Annotated in this window: 14 protein-coding genes; 11 read left to right on the top strand and 3 right to left on the bottom strand. The window is 71.6% G+C overall.

Annotated elements, in window-relative coordinates:
• The first annotated feature begins 7 nt into the window (after positions 1–7).
• From ABD810_RS18135 to ABD810_RS18095, 9 genes are all read left to right on the top strand, one after another.
• Positions 8–1066 carry a phage late control D family protein gene (locus tag ABD810_RS18135; protein ID WP_344941028.1) on the top strand — a complete coding sequence of 353 codons (1059 nt, stop codon included), beginning with the start codon at positions 8–10 and terminating at the stop codon, positions 1064–1066.
• Complete coding sequence (locus tag ABD810_RS18130) at positions 1063–1701, top strand: phage baseplate assembly protein V (RefSeq protein WP_344941023.1); 639 nt, start codon at positions 1063–1065, stop codon at positions 1699–1701. Before ABD810_RS18135 ends, ABD810_RS18130 begins: the two co-directional genes overlap by 4 nt.
• A 12-nt stretch (positions 1702–1713) precedes the next feature.
• On the top strand, positions 1714–2115 hold the full coding sequence (locus ABD810_RS18125) for a PAAR domain-containing protein (RefSeq protein WP_344941018.1): 402 nt from the start codon (positions 1714–1716) through the stop codon (positions 2113–2115).
• A gap of 8 nt (positions 2116–2123) precedes the next feature.
• Entirely contained in the window at positions 2124–2513 is a 390-nt protein-coding gene (locus ABD810_RS18120; protein ID WP_344941014.1) for a GPW/gp25 family protein, read from the top strand.
• On the top strand, positions 2510–6064 hold the full coding sequence (locus ABD810_RS18115; protein WP_344941010.1) for a putative baseplate assembly protein: 3555 nt from the start codon (positions 2510–2512) through the stop codon (positions 6062–6064). Before ABD810_RS18120 ends, ABD810_RS18115 begins: the two co-directional genes overlap by 4 nt.
• Before the next feature lie 15 nt (positions 6065–6079).
• Positions 6080–7093, top strand: coding sequence for a baseplate J/gp47 family protein (locus ABD810_RS18110; RefSeq protein WP_344941007.1), 1014 nt, complete (start codon positions 6080–6082; stop codon positions 7091–7093).
• Positions 7090–7740: a phage tail protein I gene (locus ABD810_RS18105; RefSeq protein ID WP_344941003.1), complete on the top strand. Its 651-nt coding sequence runs from the start codon at positions 7090–7092 to the stop codon at positions 7738–7740. Before ABD810_RS18110 ends, ABD810_RS18105 begins: the two co-directional genes overlap by 4 nt.
• A 10-nt stretch (positions 7741–7750) precedes the next feature.
• Entirely contained in the window at positions 7751–9895 is a 2145-nt protein-coding gene (locus ABD810_RS18100; protein WP_344941000.1) for a tail fiber domain-containing protein, read from the top strand.
• Between the two features lie 65 nt (positions 9896–9960).
• Positions 9961–10182: a hypothetical protein gene (locus ABD810_RS18095; protein WP_344940997.1), complete on the top strand. Its 222-nt coding sequence runs from the start codon at positions 9961–9963 to the stop codon at positions 10180–10182.
• On the opposite strand, the gene ABD810_RS18090 is transcribed toward ABD810_RS18095, so the two are convergent.
• From ABD810_RS18090 to ABD810_RS18080, 3 genes are all read right to left on the bottom strand, one after another.
• Positions 10176–10913 (bottom strand): sulfite exporter TauE/SafE family protein, encoded by a 738-nt coding sequence (locus ABD810_RS18090; protein ID WP_344940994.1) that lies wholly within the window; start codon positions 10911–10913, stop codon positions 10176–10178. The two genes, ABD810_RS18095 and ABD810_RS18090, sit on opposite strands and share 7 nt — an antisense overlap.
• 124 nt (positions 10914–11037) lie before the next feature.
• Positions 11038–11880, bottom strand: coding sequence for a response regulator (locus ABD810_RS18085; protein ID WP_344940990.1), 843 nt, complete (start codon positions 11878–11880; stop codon positions 11038–11040).
• Positions 11877–13148: a sensor histidine kinase gene (locus ABD810_RS18080; protein WP_344940987.1), complete on the bottom strand. Its 1272-nt coding sequence runs from the start codon at positions 13146–13148 to the stop codon at positions 11877–11879. The genes ABD810_RS18085 and ABD810_RS18080 overlap by 4 nt, the downstream gene beginning before the upstream one ends.
• A gap of 227 nt (positions 13149–13375) precedes the next feature.
• On the opposite strand from ABD810_RS18080, the gene ABD810_RS18075 reads away from it, so the two are divergent.
• Both ABD810_RS18075 and ABD810_RS18070 read left to right on the top strand, forming a co-directional pair.
• A complete protein-coding gene (locus ABD810_RS18075; RefSeq protein WP_344940984.1) occupies positions 13376–13978 on the top strand; it encodes a hypothetical protein in 603 nt (200 codons plus the stop codon).
• 370 nt (positions 13979–14348) lie between these two features.
• The gene (locus ABD810_RS18070) at positions 14349–16316 is read left to right on the top strand and encodes an N-acetylmuramoyl-L-alanine amidase (protein WP_344940981.1); all 1968 of its coding nucleotides are present in this window, start codon (positions 14349–14351) and stop codon (positions 16314–16316) included.
• Positions 16317–16350 lie beyond the last annotated feature (34 nt).

Below are 16350 nucleotides of genomic sequence, written 5' to 3'. Positions count from 1 at the left end.
GGGCCAGGTGACGACCTCAGGCATGGTGCCCGCCATCGACATCCGGGTGGACGGCGCGCGCCTGCCACTGGACGCCAGGACCGACATCGAGTCGGTCATCGTCGTCGACGACCTCAACGCCCTCAGCATGTTCGTGCTGGTGCTCTACAACTGGGACCAGGAGCGACTCAGGGTGACCTGGTCGGACTCGTCGCTGTTCGCGCTCGGCGCCGAGGTCCAGATCGCGCTCGGCTCCGCCGACGCCCCCGAGAAGGTCATCACCGGCGAGGTGACCAGCCTGGAGCCGGCCTTCGGCCCCGACCGGCCGCCCATGCTGACGGTCAGGGGGTACGACCTGCGGCACCGCCTCGCGCGTGGCCGCAAGACGCGAACGTTCTCGCAGGTGAAGGAGAGCGCGATCGTCCGCACCGTGGCGCGCGGCGCAGGGCTGCGCGCCGAAGTGTCCGACAGCGGGCCCGTCTTCGACTACGTGCTCCAGCACGACCAGACCGACCTGGAGTTCCTGCGCGCCCGCGCGGACCTGATCGGGTACGAGGTCTACGCACGGGACAAAGTGCTCTACTTCCGGCCGCCGCAGCACACCAGGCCGGCCTCGGCCACGCTGCACATCGGCCAGGACCTCACCGAGTTCACCCCCCGGCTGCGCTCGCTGAACCAGGTGGACGAGGTGACCGTGCGCGGCTGGGACATGAGGAACAAGAGCGAGATCGTGGGCACCGCCGACGGCGGGCGCGCGGCGGCGGCGATGGGGGGCGGATCCCTGGGGCCGCGCCGCTCCAAACGGGCATTCGGCGCGGCGGGCACGACGCAGGTCGACGTACCGGTCGAGTCCAAGGCGCAGGCGGACGACATGGCGCTCGGGCTGTTCGACGCGATGGCGCTGTCGTTCGTCCAGGGAGAGGCCGCCTGCCCGGGACGGCCCGGCCTGCGCGCCGGCACGGTGGTCGGCGTCGAGGGGGCGGGCGAGACGTTCAGTGGCGCCTACTACCTCACCTGCGTCACCCACACGGTGGTGCCGGGCGAGGGGTACCGCACCTACATGAACATGAGAAGGAACTCGGCATGACCGACTTCGGCGAGCTGTTCGGCCCCGCTGCGGCGAACGGCCGGTTCTACGGGGTGGCGTCCGGGATCGTGACGAACAACAAGGACCCTGACGGGCTCGGGCGCGTCAGGCTCAAGCTGCCCTGGCTTTCCGGTGAGCTGGAGAGCGCCTGGGCCCGGGTCCTCGCGCCGATGGCGGGCGCGGGCCGCGGCGTGTACTTCCTGCCCGAGGTCGACGACGAGGTGCTGGTGGCCTTCGCCCACGGCGACCCAGCGTCCCCGTACGTGCTCGGCGGGCTGTGGAACGGCAAGGACCACCCGCCCGAGGCCAACGACGACGGCAAGAACGACGTGCGCGTGATCAGATCGCGCAACGGCCACGTGATCCGGCTGGTCGACACCGACGACGACGAGCGCATCGAGATCGTGGACAAGAGCGCGAAGAACAGCATCGTGATCAGCACGAAGGACGGCACGATCACGATCAGCGCGGACGCGGACGTCGTCATCGGGTCCGCGCACGGGAAGCTCTCGCTGAGCGGCCAGGGCGTGGAGATCACCTCGAAGGCGGACGTGAAGATCCAGGCCGGCACCGACCTCGCGCTGAAGGCGGACGCGCGGTTGTCGGTCAAGGGCCAGACCGTCAACATCAACTAGGAGGGGACCGCAGTGGGACAGCCGGCGGCCAAGCAGGGCGACAGGATCGTCGCCACCGACGTGCACGTCGTGATGGTGCCAACCCCGGGCAAGGACCCGACCCCGACGCCGCTGCCGCACGCCTTCAGCGGTGTGCTCAACGGCGGGCTGAGCACGGACGTGCTCATCATGGGCAAGCCGGCGGCGGTGGCAGGAAGCACCGCCGGCAACGTCCCCGCGCACTTCCCGACGGCCCCCGGCACCGCCTTCCAGCGCCCCCCGTCCAACCGCGCGACGGTCCAGGGCGGCAGCGCGACCGTCACGATCAACGGCAGGCCCGCAGCGCGCTCCGGGGACACCGCCCTGACCTGCAACGATCCATCGGATCTTCCGCAGGGGACGGTGGTCGCGTCCGGCACCGTACTGATCGGATGAGCACCCCGATGGACCAGGGATTCCTCGGCCGGGGGTGGGACTTCCCCGTCCGGCTGGACGAAAGCGGCGGCATCGCGATGACCGTCACCGGTGACGACGCCATCCGCCTGTCGATGCTGACGATCCTCGGCACCGCGCGGGGCGAGCGGTTGATGCGCCCGGACTTCGGATGCCAGATCCACGACTTCGTGTTCGGCGTCCACGACGCCGCCACCGTCGGCGCCGTCGCCGAGGCGGTGCGCGAGGCCCTGGTCGATTGGGAGCCGCGCATCGACGTGCTGGACGTCTACGCGGTCGCGGACGACAAGGACCCGAACCGCCTGCTCGTAGAGATCAACTACCAGGTGCGATCGAGCAACAGCCGATTCAACCTGGTCTACCCCTTCTACCTCACATGACGCTCCAGCCGCCGCCGGTGGACCCCCGCGACCGGCAGGACATCGCCGCGGAGACCGCGGAGCTCGCCTCCAGGTACACCGGATGGCGGGCGAGGAAGGACGGGCCGCGCGACGCCGGCGAGGCGCTGATCGGCGTCTTCGCCCACTTCGCCGAGCTGGTGATCCAGCGGGTGAACCGGGCTCCGGACCGCGACTACCTGGCGTTCCTGAACCTGATCGGGACCAGGCCGCTGCCGCCGTCGCCCGCGCGCGTGCCGCTCACCTTCACCCTCGCCGAGGGCAGCCCCGCCGACGCGGTGGTCCCCGTGGGCACCCGGGTCGCCGCGGACCCCGTGGAGGGCGAGGACCAGGAGGTCGTCTTCGAGACCGAGGACAGCCTGGTCGTCACCCGGGCGGCGCTGCGGGCGGTGTTCGTCGGCGACGCGGAGGGCGACACCTACTTCGACCGCACCGCGTGGGCGACCGGAGAGCGGGACGCCCCGTTCCCCGCGTTCACCGGAGAGCTGCGCGTGCCGCACGAGCTGTTCGTCGCCTGTGACCCGGTGCTGCGCGCCCCCGGCGACAAACAGGTCACGCTGCTGATCCGCACTCAGGACCCGGCGCGGCTGGACGGCTGGCCGATCACCTGGAGCTGCTGGGACGGCGCCGCGTGGCGGCGGATCGCCCACACGACGGCCATCGAGGACGGCACCTGGGCCGTGACCCTTCCCGGACTGCCGAGCCTGCCCCCGGTGGCGGTGAACGAGATCCCCGCCGGGTGGGTGCGCGGCCGGCTGGGCATGCCCCTCGCCCCCGGCCGGTCCGGCATCCCTCCCGAGGCCGTGGCGGTGGGCTCCACGGCCCCGCGCGAAGAGATCTCCGGCGTGTACCCCTTCGGCGAGACCAGCCAGGTCAAGTGGTTCTACATCAGCGCCGACGACGCCATCGCCGCGGGCGGCGGCACGGCGCACCTGGACTTCGTGCTCTCCCGGCCCGGGACCCGGCGCGACCCGTCCGCGCCGGTCCGCCTGGTGTGGTCGTACCGGCTCGCCAGCGGATGGCGGGAGCTGGGACGATCGGGCTCCACGGCGAGCGGGCCGTCGTCACCCGGCCTCCGCGACACCACCCTCGCGCTGACCCGTGACGGCCGCGTCAGCTTCGAGATGCCCGTCGAATGGTCGCCCCAGCCGTTCTACGGGCGCCTCGGCCGGTGGCTCAGAGTGGAGCTGGACGACACCGGCGGCTCGTACGGGACGCTGCCGCGGATCGACTCGCTGACGGCGGGCTACGGCTGGGAGCTGCCCGAGGTGACCGGGATCGGCCTCAGGGTGGACACCGCCCCCCAGTCGATGCCCTCGCCCGCCGCCTTCCTCGACGTGGCCCCCGTGGACCTGGGCAAGGACTTCCTGCCGTTCGGCGAGCGCCCGGCCTTCAACGACACGTTCTACTGCGCCTGCCCCGACGAGCTCGCCCGGCCGGGCGCCGTGCTGGATCTGGCGGTGACGCCGACCAACGCCTCGACCGGCGGTCCGGTGCCGCGGGTGCGCACCGACGGCCACCCGCAGGTCGCCTGGGAGACCTGGAACGGCAAGGAGTGGCAGGAGGCGGCGGTCGTGCCGGCCCGCTACGCGTTCACCCAGGACGCCGTGCTCCAGATCACGATGCCGGACGGTCTGGCACCCGTCACCGTCAACGGTGACACGCGCCACTGGGTGCGGGCCCGCCTGGTCGGCGGCGACTACGGCACGCCCGCGCACTACATCCCACCGGCGAAAGGGGACCCACCGGGTGCCGGATACCGGCTGGTCGACGCCACGTTCGCACCGCCCATGGTCAAGACGCTCTCGTGGCGGCCCGGCGGGGACCACCGGACCGAGGTGCCGGCCGAGGTGTGCGTCAGCCACAACGCCTTCACGTACGCGACGCCCGTACGCGACGGCGTGGGCGCGCCGTTCACCCCCTTCGCACCCGGCGACGATCGTGACCCCGCGCTCTACCTGTGCTTCGACAGGCCGTTCGCCACGCGTCCTGTGACGTTGTACCTCCAGGTCGAACCGCCCGCGCCCGAGGACGTCGGGGCCGACCGGCTGGCGCGGGTCGCGCCCGGTGACCCGCCGCGCATCGTGTGGGAGTACAGCGGTCCAACGGGCTGGCGCACGCTGGCCGCGGCCGACGAGACCGGCGGCCTGTCCGGCGGCGGGCTCGTCCGGTTCGTCGGACCGGACGACTTCGTCGCCCGCTCGTGCTTCGATCGGGACGGCTGGTGGATCCGCGGCCGGTGGGAGCGGGGCCGGTTCCCCTATCCCCCGAGGCTGCGCCGGGTGATGCCGAACACGACCTGGGCGGCGCAGGCCGTCACCGTCGAGGAGAACCTCGGGTCGGCCAACGGCGAGCCCGGCCAGACGTTCGTGGCCGCGCAGACCCCCGTACTGCCGGGACAGCGGCTCGTGGTGCGTGAGCCCGAGCCCCCGTCCCCCGCGGAGACGGCGGCCCTGCGCGCCGCCGTAGGGCCGGACGCCGTCACCCCGGCCGCCGACGGGATGGGCCGGCCCGAGGAGACCCTGGTGCGCTGGCAGGCCGTCCCCGACTTCACCGGCTCGGGGCCGCTCGACCGCCACTACACCGCCGACCCGCTCACCGGCGAGTTCCGGTTCGGCGACGGAGAGGCGGGGCGGCTGCCCCCGCGCGGGGACGGCAACATCAGCGTCACCTACCTCACCGGCGGCGGAGCGGGGGGCAACCGGCCGGCGGGGACGATCACCCGCCTGCAGTCGGCGGTCCCCTACGTCGACGGGGTGACCAACCACGAGGACGCTCACGGGGGAACGCCGGTGGAGCCGGAGGCGCGGCTGCGGGAACGCGGCCCCAAGGTGCTGCGGCACCGAGGGCGGGCGGTCACCGCGCAGGATATCGAGGACCTCGCCGTGGAGTCCACGGCCGAGGTCGTACGGGCGCGCGCGATCCCGCCCGGCGGGTTCAACCCCTACGCCCTGTGGCTCGACCCCGCGGCCCCCAGACCCACGCGGGAGCACCAGAACGTGACCGCCGGCGTCACCACGGTGATCGTGGTCCCGGAGTCGGCCGAGGCCCGCCCGATCCCCGGTCTCGGCCTGCTGCGCCGGGTCGAGGACCGTCTGCGCGCCCGCTGCCCGGCGACCGCCGACATCAGGGCCGCGGGACCTGAGTGGATCGAGGTCGTGGTCGCCACGACCGTGGTCGCCGCGTCGGCCGAGGAGGCCGACCCGCTGGTGGCGCGGGTGGCGACGGCCCTGCGGGACTACCTGCATCCTCTGACCGGCGGCCCGCGCGGCGACGGCTGGGACTTCGGCCGCAGACCCCATCCTTCCGACTTGTACGCGGTTGTGGAGGCACTTCCCGGCGTCGGCCACGTCCACTCGCTGGACATCGCCCTGTCCCCCCTCGCCGTGTCCGACGAGCAGTTGGCGGCGCTGCTGGCGCGGGAGCTCGGGCGCAGGCTCGGGTCGGCCGAGTCGGCGGCGGCGGAGGTGTGGGACTGGCTCGATCGGGCCCTCGTCTGCCCGGGAGACCACACGATCACCGTGAAGCTGTGAGACAAGGAACAGGCCATGCCCATCCCCCTGCCGAACCTGGACGACCACACCTTCGCCGACCTGGTCGCCGAGGCCAGGTCGCTCATCCCCGTGCTGGCCCCCGAATGGACCGACCACAACCCGAGCGACCCGGGAATCGCCCTCGTCGAGATGCTCGCCTGGCTCACCGAGGCGGCGCTGTTCCAGGTCGACCAGGTCACGCCCGCCCACACCGAGCGGTTCCTCGACCTGCTGAACGGGCCGCCTCCGCAGGAGCCGCTCCCGCAGAGGACACAGACCACCCCCATGAGCCTCGCGGAACGCGTCCGCGCGACGACGCGCGAGCTGCGCGAGCCGTACCGGGCGGCCACCCCGGCCGACTTCGAGCGTCTTGTGCTCGGCGGCGCCGGCCTGCCGTCGGGGCCGCGGATCCTGCGGGCGCGCTGCGTGCCACGGCGTGACCTGTCCGCGGCCGACCCCGCCGTCCGCGCGTCGGACGCTCCCGGGCACGTGAGCGTGGTCGTCGTGCCCGAGCCTGCCGACCGCCTCGCGCCGTACCCGCACCCGGCCCTGGAACCGGCCGCCGCCGCGGTGCTGTGGGAGTTCCTGGACGTTCGGCGCCTGCTGGCCACCCGGCACCACGTCGTCGGGCCCGCCTACGTCGAACTCGGCGTCGAGGCGGTGGTCGCGCTCGGCCAGGACGCACCGCCGCAACAGGCGTTCGACGACATGGTGGACCGGCTCAGGACCTTCCTCGGCCCCGTCACCGGTGGCGCCGAGAAGAGCGGCTGGCCCTTCGGACGGGACGTGTACGCCTCAGAGGTCTACACGCTGCTCGGCCGCTCGCCCTTCGCCGACTACGTCGAGGAGGTCGTCCTGCACGGCCGTGATCCCATCCCCGGTGATCGGGGCGAGGTGGCCGGCATCGCGCTGGACGCCCACGAACTGGTCGAGCTGACCTGGGTCCGCCTCACCTGCCACCAGGCCCTGCGGACCCCCGCGCGGCTCGAATGGCGGGCCGGGACGCCGGCCACGGGTGAGGCGTCGTGAACCCTGCCGTGGCGCCGCCCACCAGCGGCTACCTCGACCTGCTGCCCGCCGCCATGCGCGACGACCTCCTCGGCGCCTTCCTCGCGGCCTTCGAGAAGGTCTTCACCGGCCTGGAGGACACGATCGAGGGTCTGCCGGGCTACCTGGACCCGCAGCGGACCCCGGAGGAGTTCCTCCCCTGGCTCGCGGGATGGGTGGCGCTCAGCCTGCGCGCGGACTGGCCCGTCGCGACCAAGCGCGACTTCATCAACGAGGTCGTGCCGCTGTACCGGGAGCGGGGGACTCCCGCGGGGCTGCGCAAGCTCCTGGAGATCTACGTCAGGCCGATCAACGGGGGCCGGTCGGGTGACGTCGTCGTGTTCGACGACTTCGACGAGCCCGCCCACTACTTCCAGGTGCGGCTGACTCTGAACGAGGTCGACCCCGTCCGACTGCGCGCGCTCCAGGAGACGGCCAGGGCCATCATCGACAGCGAGAAGCCCGCGCACACCTTCTACGCGCTCAAGATCCTGACTCCCACCATGCGCCTGGTGTCGGAGGAGTTCATGGCCAAGAACCCCGGCACCAAGCCGCTGCTCCTCGGCCGCAACACCATGCTCGGCACGAACGAAGCGCCGATCCCGCCCGTGCCGGGCGAATCAACATGAAAGGACCGTTGTGAGCAAGTACGACCAGCCCGACGTGGTACAGCGACGAGTCCGCTTCTTCGACGGGCAGTTCCTCCAGGACGTCGACTTCATCGACGAGCAGCATTACCACCTCGACCGCGAGCGCGCGCTGGCGAAGGCGCTCCGGGTCAGCGGCGTCTCCCGCGGCCTGGAGGTCACGGTCACCGGTCAGAACCAGATCACCGTGTCGGCGGGCGCGGCCATCGACCGGCTCGGCCGGCCGATCGTGCTGCCCACGGCCGTCGACGTCCACCTGCCCGAGCGGTTCCGCGGCAAGGGCGGCACCGTCCTGATCGCCTACCTCGAGTCCGAGGCGGCCCTCGCGACCTCGGAGGGGAGCAAGGAGAACACCCGGTGGGACGAGACCCCCATGCTCGTCGTCCTCCCGTCCGGCGAGGAGGCGTTCGCGATCCGCGCCGACCAGGCCGAGGCGCAATGGGACGAGGCGAACGCCGCCTCCGTGCTGCTGGCTGAGTGGGCGGTGAGCGCCGGCGGCGCCGTCAGCGTGAACTCGACCGTCATCGAGCGTACGGGGCTGCGTCTGCCGGGCACCCTGGGTGTCGGCACCGACGATCCGGCGGCGAAGGTGCACATCGCCGGGGAGAACCCGTATTCGATCGACTTCCGGGTCGACGGCCGCATGCACTCCGCCAGCGCCGACGGCGGCCTGTGGATCGGCGCCCAGCTGAACGCCTTCGTCGGCGGCGTCGTCGGCGGCGACATCGGCTTCTGGAACAACGGCACGTGGCGTCTGCGCGTCGGCGATCAGGGCACCGTCTCGATCGGCCCCACCACGCCCGACCCCACGGCGAGGCTCACCGTCAGCTCGGCCGGCCATCATCTCCTCCTCCGCCGGGAGCCGACCGAGAGCACCGGCGGCAATCAGCTCTTCCTGGAGCTCTACCAGGACGATTCCGGCCCGGCGCAGGTCCCCGAGGTCGCCCAGAGCATCCGTTTCCACCACTCCAACAGGTTCTGGCACCGCATCGAGGCACGAAGCGACGGATTCCACCTCAAAGACGGCTACCTCGGCTCGGACAGCTACCGCAACCTGACCCTGCAGACCCTCGCCGCCACCCAGAACGTCACCGCGAGCCAGAACGTCACCGCGAGCCAGAACGTCACCGCGAGCCAGAACGTCACTGCGGACCAGGACCTCACCGCCGGCCGGGACCTCGGCGTCGGCCGCGACGCCGCGATCTCCGGAGCTCTCACGGTGAACGGCAAGGCCGGTTTCGGCGGCCCCCGTACGGGCGACTCCGCAGCGAGGCTCAGCGTCAGCGCCGGCGGCCAGCACCTGCAGCTCCGCCGCGAGCCGACCGAGACCACCGGCGGCACGCAGATGTTCCTTGAGCTCTACCAGGACGATTCCAGCCCGGCGAAGGTCCCCGAGGTCGCGCCGAGCATCCGCTTCCACCACTCCAACAGGTTCTGGCACCGCATCGAGGCACGAGAGGACGGATTCCACCTCAAAGAGGGCAACCTGGGCTCGAACGGCTACCGAAACCTCACCCTCGGAACGCTCTTCGCCCGTGACATCCGCGCGAGCCACGACATCTACGCGGACGGTCAGATCTACTTCCATCCCGGGTACGAATGGGGCTTCGAGGGACCCGACCGCACCCAGCGCTACTGGTTCATCTTCCGCCCCCGCTGGAACATCAACAACTTCAGCGACGGCGGCGCGGTCCTCCGGGCCAGCGGCATCACCTATCCCTCTGACGCACGGCTGAAAGAGGGCGCCACGGTCGTGCCGGACGCCTTGCGAGCGATCGAGGCGCTTCGCGGCCTCCGGTTCACGTGGAACGACGAAGGGCTGCGCCACCTGGTCGGCGACGTCGAATCCTCGGTCACCGCGGGCCCCGAGGCCAGCGACGAGGACAACCGGCGCGTGTGGGAGACCGTACGGAAGGCACGCATGGCCGAAGCGGACCGGCCGGAGATCGGCGTCCTCGCGCAGGACGTCGAGCGTGTGCTGCCCGAACTGGTGCACACCGACAGCGCGGGCTTCAAGTCCGTGGACTACGGCAAGCTGTCCGCCGTGCTCGTCGAGGCGATCAAGGAACAGCAGACCCTGATCCGCGCACTCGACACCCGCCTCGGCGCCCTGGAGACCGGCGCCCCCGGCCGGTGATCGACCGCCCATACCCGGGGAGACGCCCTCCCCGGAAATGACGCCCTCCCAGAAATGGAGTACAGATGCGAGAACTGATGGAGAAGCGGGTCGAGGCGCTCCGCGAGGAGCTCCGCTCCGGCCAGGAGATGCTCGCCTCCCTGGACGCCAAGCGCGGTGACCTGCAGCAGACCCTGCTCCGCATCAGCGGGGCGGTCCAGGTGCTGGAGGAGATGCTGGACGACCCCGCCGCGGGGAGCGACGAGACGTCCGCGGGGCGCGACAGGGCCGGGCGGCCGGATCAGTAGAGGAGGCGGAGGGCGGCCAGGAGGGTGAGGGCCAGCGTCACGCGTTCGAACCAGGTCCTGTCGATATGAGCGATGATCGCCCGCCCGGCCGCGGCGCCGGCCAGGACGGCCGGAGCGGTCACCGCGGCGAAGGCGAGCGTGGCGGGGGTGATGAGCCCGAGCGCGACGCTGAACGGCACCTTGAACGCGTTGATCGTCAGGAAGAACCACGCGCTGGTGCCGAGGAAGCCCAGCATCGGCAGCCCCGCCGCCAGCAGGTAGAGGGCCATGATCGGCCCCGCGGCGTTGGCCGTCATGGTGGTGAAGCCGGCGAAGATCCCAGCGAGGGCCGCCACCGGCCAATGGTGGGCGAGCGAGGCCCCGGGTCCGCGGCGCCGGTTCCAGAAGTGGACGGCGATGATCACCAGCAGGATCGCGCCGATGAGCCTTCTCATCTGCGTGTCGTCGGCCCAGCGGACGACGACCGCTCCGGCCACGACTCCGATGGCCACCCACGGAAGCAGCCTCAACAGCCTCGGCCAGTCGGCGTGACGGCGATAGGAGGCCACCGCGACCACGTCGCCGACCAGCAGCAGCGGCAGCAGCGTGCCCGTGGAACTCTTCGTCGGCAGCACGAGCGCGAACAAGGCGACCGCCACCGTCCCCGTGCCGGAGACCCCGGTCTTGGAGAAACCGACGAGCACCAGAGAGAAGAGCAGGACCGCCCACTGAACGAGGTCGAGGGACGGCATCACCCTTCCCCACAGGCGTACCGCTCGTGGCTCGCGGGCCTGATCAGCATGGGCGTCGACTCGGCATCGCCGCATGATACGGCGGCCGCGTACCCCTGCTGACGGCAGGTCACCCGGTACGACCTCAGGTAGCGGGGCGGCGGCGTTCGTCCGCTGGCAGGGAGCGTTGTAGCAGTCCGTGGTCATGGGCGTAGACGGCGGCCTGAGTACGGTCGCGAAGGCCGAGACGGGTGAGTATGCGGGACATGTGGTTCTTCACCGTGCCCTCGCTGAGGTACAGGCGAGCGGCGATCTCCCGGTTGGTCCATCCCAGTGCGACCAGCCGCAGGACGTCGATCTCGCGATGCGTGAGGACCTCGACGGGCTGCCGCCGCGACTCCGGAGGCATGTCAACGGCCGGCGGCGAAGCGGCCGGAGGGGAAGGGGCGGGCGGGGCGGGGCGGGCGAGGGCATCGGCCAGGCGGGCTGTGGCGGCCGGGTCGAACTGGGCGATGCCCGCGTGCGCCAGGCGCACCGCCTTGGCGAGCTCGCGGGCGGGGAGGTCCTTGAGGAGGTAACCGGCCGCTCCCGCCCGCAGCGCCTGGACCACGTACTCCTCGTCGTCGAACGTCGTCAGCATGACGACCCGGCAGGCGGGTGCTCGCCGGGACAGGACGGTCACCGCCCCCACCCCGTCCAGCTCCGGCATGCGGACATCCATGAGGATCACGTCGGGACCTAGCGTCACCGCCCGGTCGATCGCCTCTCTCCCGTCGGCCGCCAGGCCGACGACGCTGATGCCGGGCTCGAGGTCCAGCAGTGAGGCGATGCTCTCCCTGATGAGCCGCTGATCGTCGGCGATGAGCACACGTACGGGCTCCTCGATGGGCGCGTGTGCGGGCGTGGAGATGGTGTGGTCGTCGGCGAACACGAGCTCCGGTTCGCCGCCCATGTCGTCGACGCGGACCGGGACGGGTTCGCCGTTCATGGGGTGGCCTGGAGGGCGTGTCCGTGGGATGAGGCCACGCGGGTCGTGCCGGGGATCGTGACGGTCAATCGGGTGCCCGCGCCGGGCTCGCTCACAAGCGAGACGTCGCCGCCGAGGAGCTGGACCCGTTCACGCATGCCGGTCAGCCCGAACCCCTCTCGTCTCCCGTCCACGCCCCGGCCGTCATCGGACACGACCAGCTTCGCCTCCGGGCCGTCGAAGGTGAGCCGGACCCATACCTGCCCGGCGCGCGCGTGACGGCGGGCGTTCGTCAGGCCTTCCTGCGCCGCCCGGTACAGGGCGGCGCGCGCCGGCATGTCGCAGGCCGTCTCGTCCCCGGTCACCTCCAGCCCGATGGCGGGACTGCCGCTGTCCGCGTCGCGGACCAGCTCGGTGAGCGCGGCGGTGAGTGAGAACGGTTCCTGCTCGGGGGTGCGCAGGGCGCGGACCGACCGGCGTACGTCGTCCAGGGCCCGCCGGGTGGAGGCACGCGCGTCGGTGAGCGCCTGGCCGGCGACGGCGGGGTCCCTTGAGCTGAACGCCGAAGCCTTCTCCAGGAGGACCGAGATGGCCGTGAGGTGGTGGCCGAGGCCGTCGTGGATGTCACGTGCGACCCGGACGCGTTCGGCCGTGGCCGACAGCTCGGCGACCTGGGCGGCGTAGGCGGAGAGCCGGGCGTTGGCCTGCTCCAGCCGGGTGCGGCTCTCCCGCTCGCCCACGGCCACCGCCGCCATGGTGACGGTGAGGACCAGGCCGGCGCAGAACATGAGCAGGTCGGAGACGTACGCGGCCTCCACGTACCAACGCGGGGCCGTCAACGAGTAACCGGTGACCACGACTGCGACGCACGCCACGGCCAGGGCCACGCTGACCTTCCGGCCGAAGGCGAAGTACGCCGTGAAAGGGACGAGGACCAGCAGGATCCGCGACAGGCCGGACCCGTCGAGCGCGGCCACCGTGATGACCAGGGACAGACGCAGGCACAGCAGCACCACCGCGGGTCCAGGTGGTGTACGGACCGGATAGCGCCGCCCTTCGACCAGGTCGAGAGCGAAGAGCGCCGCCATGCCGCCGAGGAACCCGGCCACGGGCGGCAGCGGGCGGGACGGCCCGAGATGGACGAGGTCGTAGTAGAGGCCCGAGACGAGCACCGCGCCATAGAGGATCGACGAGACCCACCGGAGGATCCGCGAGGACGACACCCCTGGAGCGTACGCCGCGGGCCCGCGAACCACCCAGAATGACGAGCGGATCTGGCCGACCGTCACCTGCCGATCGGCACATGCCGGCGCCGAACCGAAGCCGCCGGCCATCTGACCGCTACGTGCCGGTCGGGCTTCTGAGGGCCGGACCGAGTGATGGTCTGGCCGGTCGGCACTTATCCCGATAGGCGTGCCGCTCCTACCGTCGGCCTCGGACCACCCTTCGTCGATCGGCCGACCTGGATGAGGACGCGGGCCAGGAGCCCGCTTCGTCCAGGTCGGGAGGAGTTCTCATGACCCCTTTCATGCGTTTCAATGCGATCAGCGGCGTGCTGTGCGGGCTGCTCATCGCGGTGCCCGGCGCCGTCGAGGCCTTCACCGGTGAAACCGCACCGACCAGCTTCGCCCTCGGTGTCGCACCCGCCCCGGCCACTGCCCTGCTCACGGCCCTGTACCTGACCCAGCGCGCACACGCCGGGCGGTTCGGGCTCGTCGCCTACGCCGTGAACCTCATCGGACTCGGCCTGTTCGGCGGCGCCGCGTACACGCTGAACATCGCGCTGTTCTATCTCGATGAAACGGCCCTCACCGCACTGCTGCGTGGGCCGACCCGGACGGTGTTACTCGGCAGCGCCATCGTGTTCGCGCTCGGGTCGGTCCTGTTCTCGATCTCGATGGCGCGGGCGAAGGTACACCCGCCGCTCCCCGCTTGGGGCTACGGCATCACGCTGGCGCTCTTCGCCCTGCTCGCCCCGCTGCCCGACACCGTTCTGACAAGCGCCCTGCACGTGCTGGCGGGCGCATGTCTCGTCTGGCTCTCGCTGTCGCTCCAGGCCGCGGCCGGCGACCTGGCACCGGCCGCCGACCGCGTCCTGGCGGAGCGGGGGAAGGCCTGAGCGATCGGCCTCGCACGGACCTGGAGGCGCCTCAGGCGCGCTGGATGGCCACGACGGTGACGGCGTCTCCGGGGTCGGCGGGGTGGTGAAGCGGGCGTTGGGGAGGGACGAACAGCCGCCCGCGAGCGTCGGTCTTCATGCCCAGCGCGGGGGATCCGGACCCCGAGCCGCCCGCTCGGGGCCGATACTCCCTGACACGCCGCATTACAAAGATGGGAACGTGCCGCAAGAACCCGTAGGGTGACCGTCGTGATCCCGGGCTGGGACTTCTGCGTGGAGCCGCTGAAGCAGCGAAGTGCCGAGGCCCACGACGAGCCGCAGACGCGAGCCGTATGCCAAGCGTGCGTGCTCGATCGAGAAAGGGTCTCTGATGCGCAGAATGCCGGCGGTCGCCGCCTCGCTGGCGGTGTCGTCGCTCATCACCTTCCCCCCCGCACATGCCGGTCCGGCGAGTACCCGAGCCACGCAGGCACCCTCCCGCCAGGAGGCCTTCACGGCGGCCGCCGCCACGTACAGGGTGCCGGAGAGCGTCCTGCTCGGCGTGTCTTACTTGGAGTCGCGCTGGGACGCCAACCGGGGGCTCCCCAGCGTCACGGCGGGGTACGGGCCGATGCACCTCACCGACGCGCGTACGGCCCTGACGGGCGCGGTTCCCCATCACGGCGACGGCGCCGAGAACCCGCGCGGCGACGACGCGCGACCACTCAAGCTCCCCGCGCAACCCGAACCCGCGCAGCCCGAACCCGCGCCACCCGCGGCGTCCTCCGCCCCGGTGTCCCAGACGGCCGACGAGGCGGCGCGTCTCACCGGTCTCCCGGCCGCCCAACTGGTCAAGGACCCGAACGCCAACGTGCTCGGCGGAGCGGCGCTGCTCGCCGAGTACCAGAAAGAGCTGGAACTTCCCGCGAGCGCCGACGCCGCGGACTGGTACGGCGCGGTCGCCCGGTACTCGGGCGCGCAGGACGCCGAGACCGCCCGGCGGTTCGCCGACGAGGTGTTCTCCCTCATCAGGGACGGCGTGAGCAGGGTCACCGACGACGGCCAGCAGGTCTCGCTGCCCGCCTCGCCGGAGATCGCTCCGCGCATGGATCAAGTGGACCGCCTTGGCCTGCGCGAAGCCGGGGGCAAGAGCGTCGAGTGCCCGAAGAGCCTGGCCTGCGAGTGGTTCCCGGCGCCCTACCAGAAGCTGTCCGACAAGCCGCGCGGCTACGGCAACCACGACCTGTCCGAGCGGCCGCGCAACCAGCGGATCCAGTACATCGTCATCCACGACACCGAGGAGACCTACGCCAAGACCCTCAAGCTGGTCTCCGATCCGACCTACGTGAGCTGGCACTACACGATCCACTCGGCCGACGGGCACATCGCCCAGCACGTCAGGGCCAAGGACGTCGCCTGGCACGCCGGCAACTGGTACGTCAACGCCAAGTCGATCGGCATCGAGCACGAGGGCTTCCTGGCGAAGGCCGGCGCCTGGTACACCGAGGCGATGTACCGCAGCTCGGCCCGGCTGGTGCGCTACCTCGCCAAGCGGTACGACATCCCGCTCGACCGCGCGCACATCCTCGGCCACGACAACGTCCCCGGCACGGTCCCGGGGACCGTGGCCGGCATGCACGTGGATCCCGGGCCGTACTGGGACTGGAGCCACTATTTCGAGCTCATGCACCGGTCGTTCACGTCCACGGGCGGCGCGTACGCCGGCCTGGTCATGATCAGGCCCGACTACGCCCGCCACCGGCCGCGCTACACCGGCTGCGAGAAGGCCGGCGCCGACTGCCCGCCGCACGGTTCGGCGTCGGTCTGGCTGCACACCGAGCCCGCCGAGGGCGCGCCGCTGGTGAAGGACATCGGCCGCAGGCCCGGTGGGGAGTCGACGTACGACGTCTACGACCACGGAGCCCGCGCGACCACGGGCCAGCAGTACGCCCTCGCGGGCAGGAAGGGCGACTGGACGGCCATCTGGTACCTCGGCCGGCTCGCGTGGTTCCACAACCCCCACGACAACCCGACCGCCGTCAACGCCACCGGGTTCGTCGTCACCCCCAAACCGGGCCGCGCCTCGGTGCCGGTGTACGGCAGGGCGTACCCGGAGGCGGAGGCGTACCCGGCGGGCGTGCCGGTCCAGGACATCGTCCCGCTGCAGTACACGATCCCCCAGGGCCAGCGGTACTCGGTCGGCCTGGCCACGCGCGGCGAGTACTACCACGCGGTCACCTTCGAGCAGGCCACCCACCGGGTGGTCACAGGCCGCACCCTCTACTACCAGATCCAGCTCGGCCACCGGATCGCCTTCGTCAAGGCCGACGACGTGAACATCCTCCCGTCCCGGGTCTGAGCACCGCGATCAGAAGTGGGAAAGCCGACGGGGC

It is taken from the genome of Sphaerisporangium flaviroseum (genome assembly GCF_039537005.1).
In the GTDB taxonomy this organism is placed as follows: Bacteria; Actinomycetota; Actinomycetes; order Streptosporangiales; family Streptosporangiaceae; genus Sphaerisporangium; species Sphaerisporangium flaviroseum.
The sequence above is the reverse complement of the archived record's forward strand: the minus strand, read 5'-3'. Positions and strand labels throughout refer to the sequence as shown.

Excerpts from the sequence above, each read along its gene's own strand:
- ABD810_RS18130 (WP_344941023.1), top strand. The coding sequence starts at position 1,063 with ATGACCGACTTCGGCGAGCTGTTCGGCCCCGCTGCGGCGAACGGCCGG.
- ABD810_RS18120 (WP_344941014.1), top strand. The coding sequence starts at position 2,124 with ATGGACCAGGGATTCCTCGGCCGGGGGTGGGACTTCCCCGTCCGGCTG.
- ABD810_RS18115 (WP_344941010.1), top strand. The coding sequence starts at position 2,510 with ATGACGCTCCAGCCGCCGCCGGTGGACCCCCGCGACCGGCAGGACATC.
- ABD810_RS18110 (WP_344941007.1), top strand. The coding sequence starts at position 6,080 with ATGCCCATCCCCCTGCCGAACCTGGACGACCACACCTTCGCCGACCTG.
- ABD810_RS18095 (WP_344940997.1), top strand. The coding sequence starts at position 9,961 with ATGCGAGAACTGATGGAGAAGCGGGTCGAGGCGCTCCGCGAGGAGCTC.
- ABD810_RS18090 (WP_344940994.1), bottom strand. The coding sequence starts at position 10,913 with ATGCCGTCCCTCGACCTCGTTCAGTGGGCGGTCCTGCTCTTCTCTCTG.
- ABD810_RS18085 (WP_344940990.1), bottom strand. The coding sequence starts at position 11,880 with ATGAACGGCGAACCCGTCCCGGTCCGCGTCGACGACATGGGCGGCGAA.
- ABD810_RS18075 (WP_344940984.1), top strand. The coding sequence starts at position 13,376 with ATGACCCCTTTCATGCGTTTCAATGCGATCAGCGGCGTGCTGTGCGGG.
- ABD810_RS18070 (WP_344940981.1), top strand. The coding sequence starts at position 14,349 with ATGCGCAGAATGCCGGCGGTCGCCGCCTCGCTGGCGGTGTCGTCGCTC.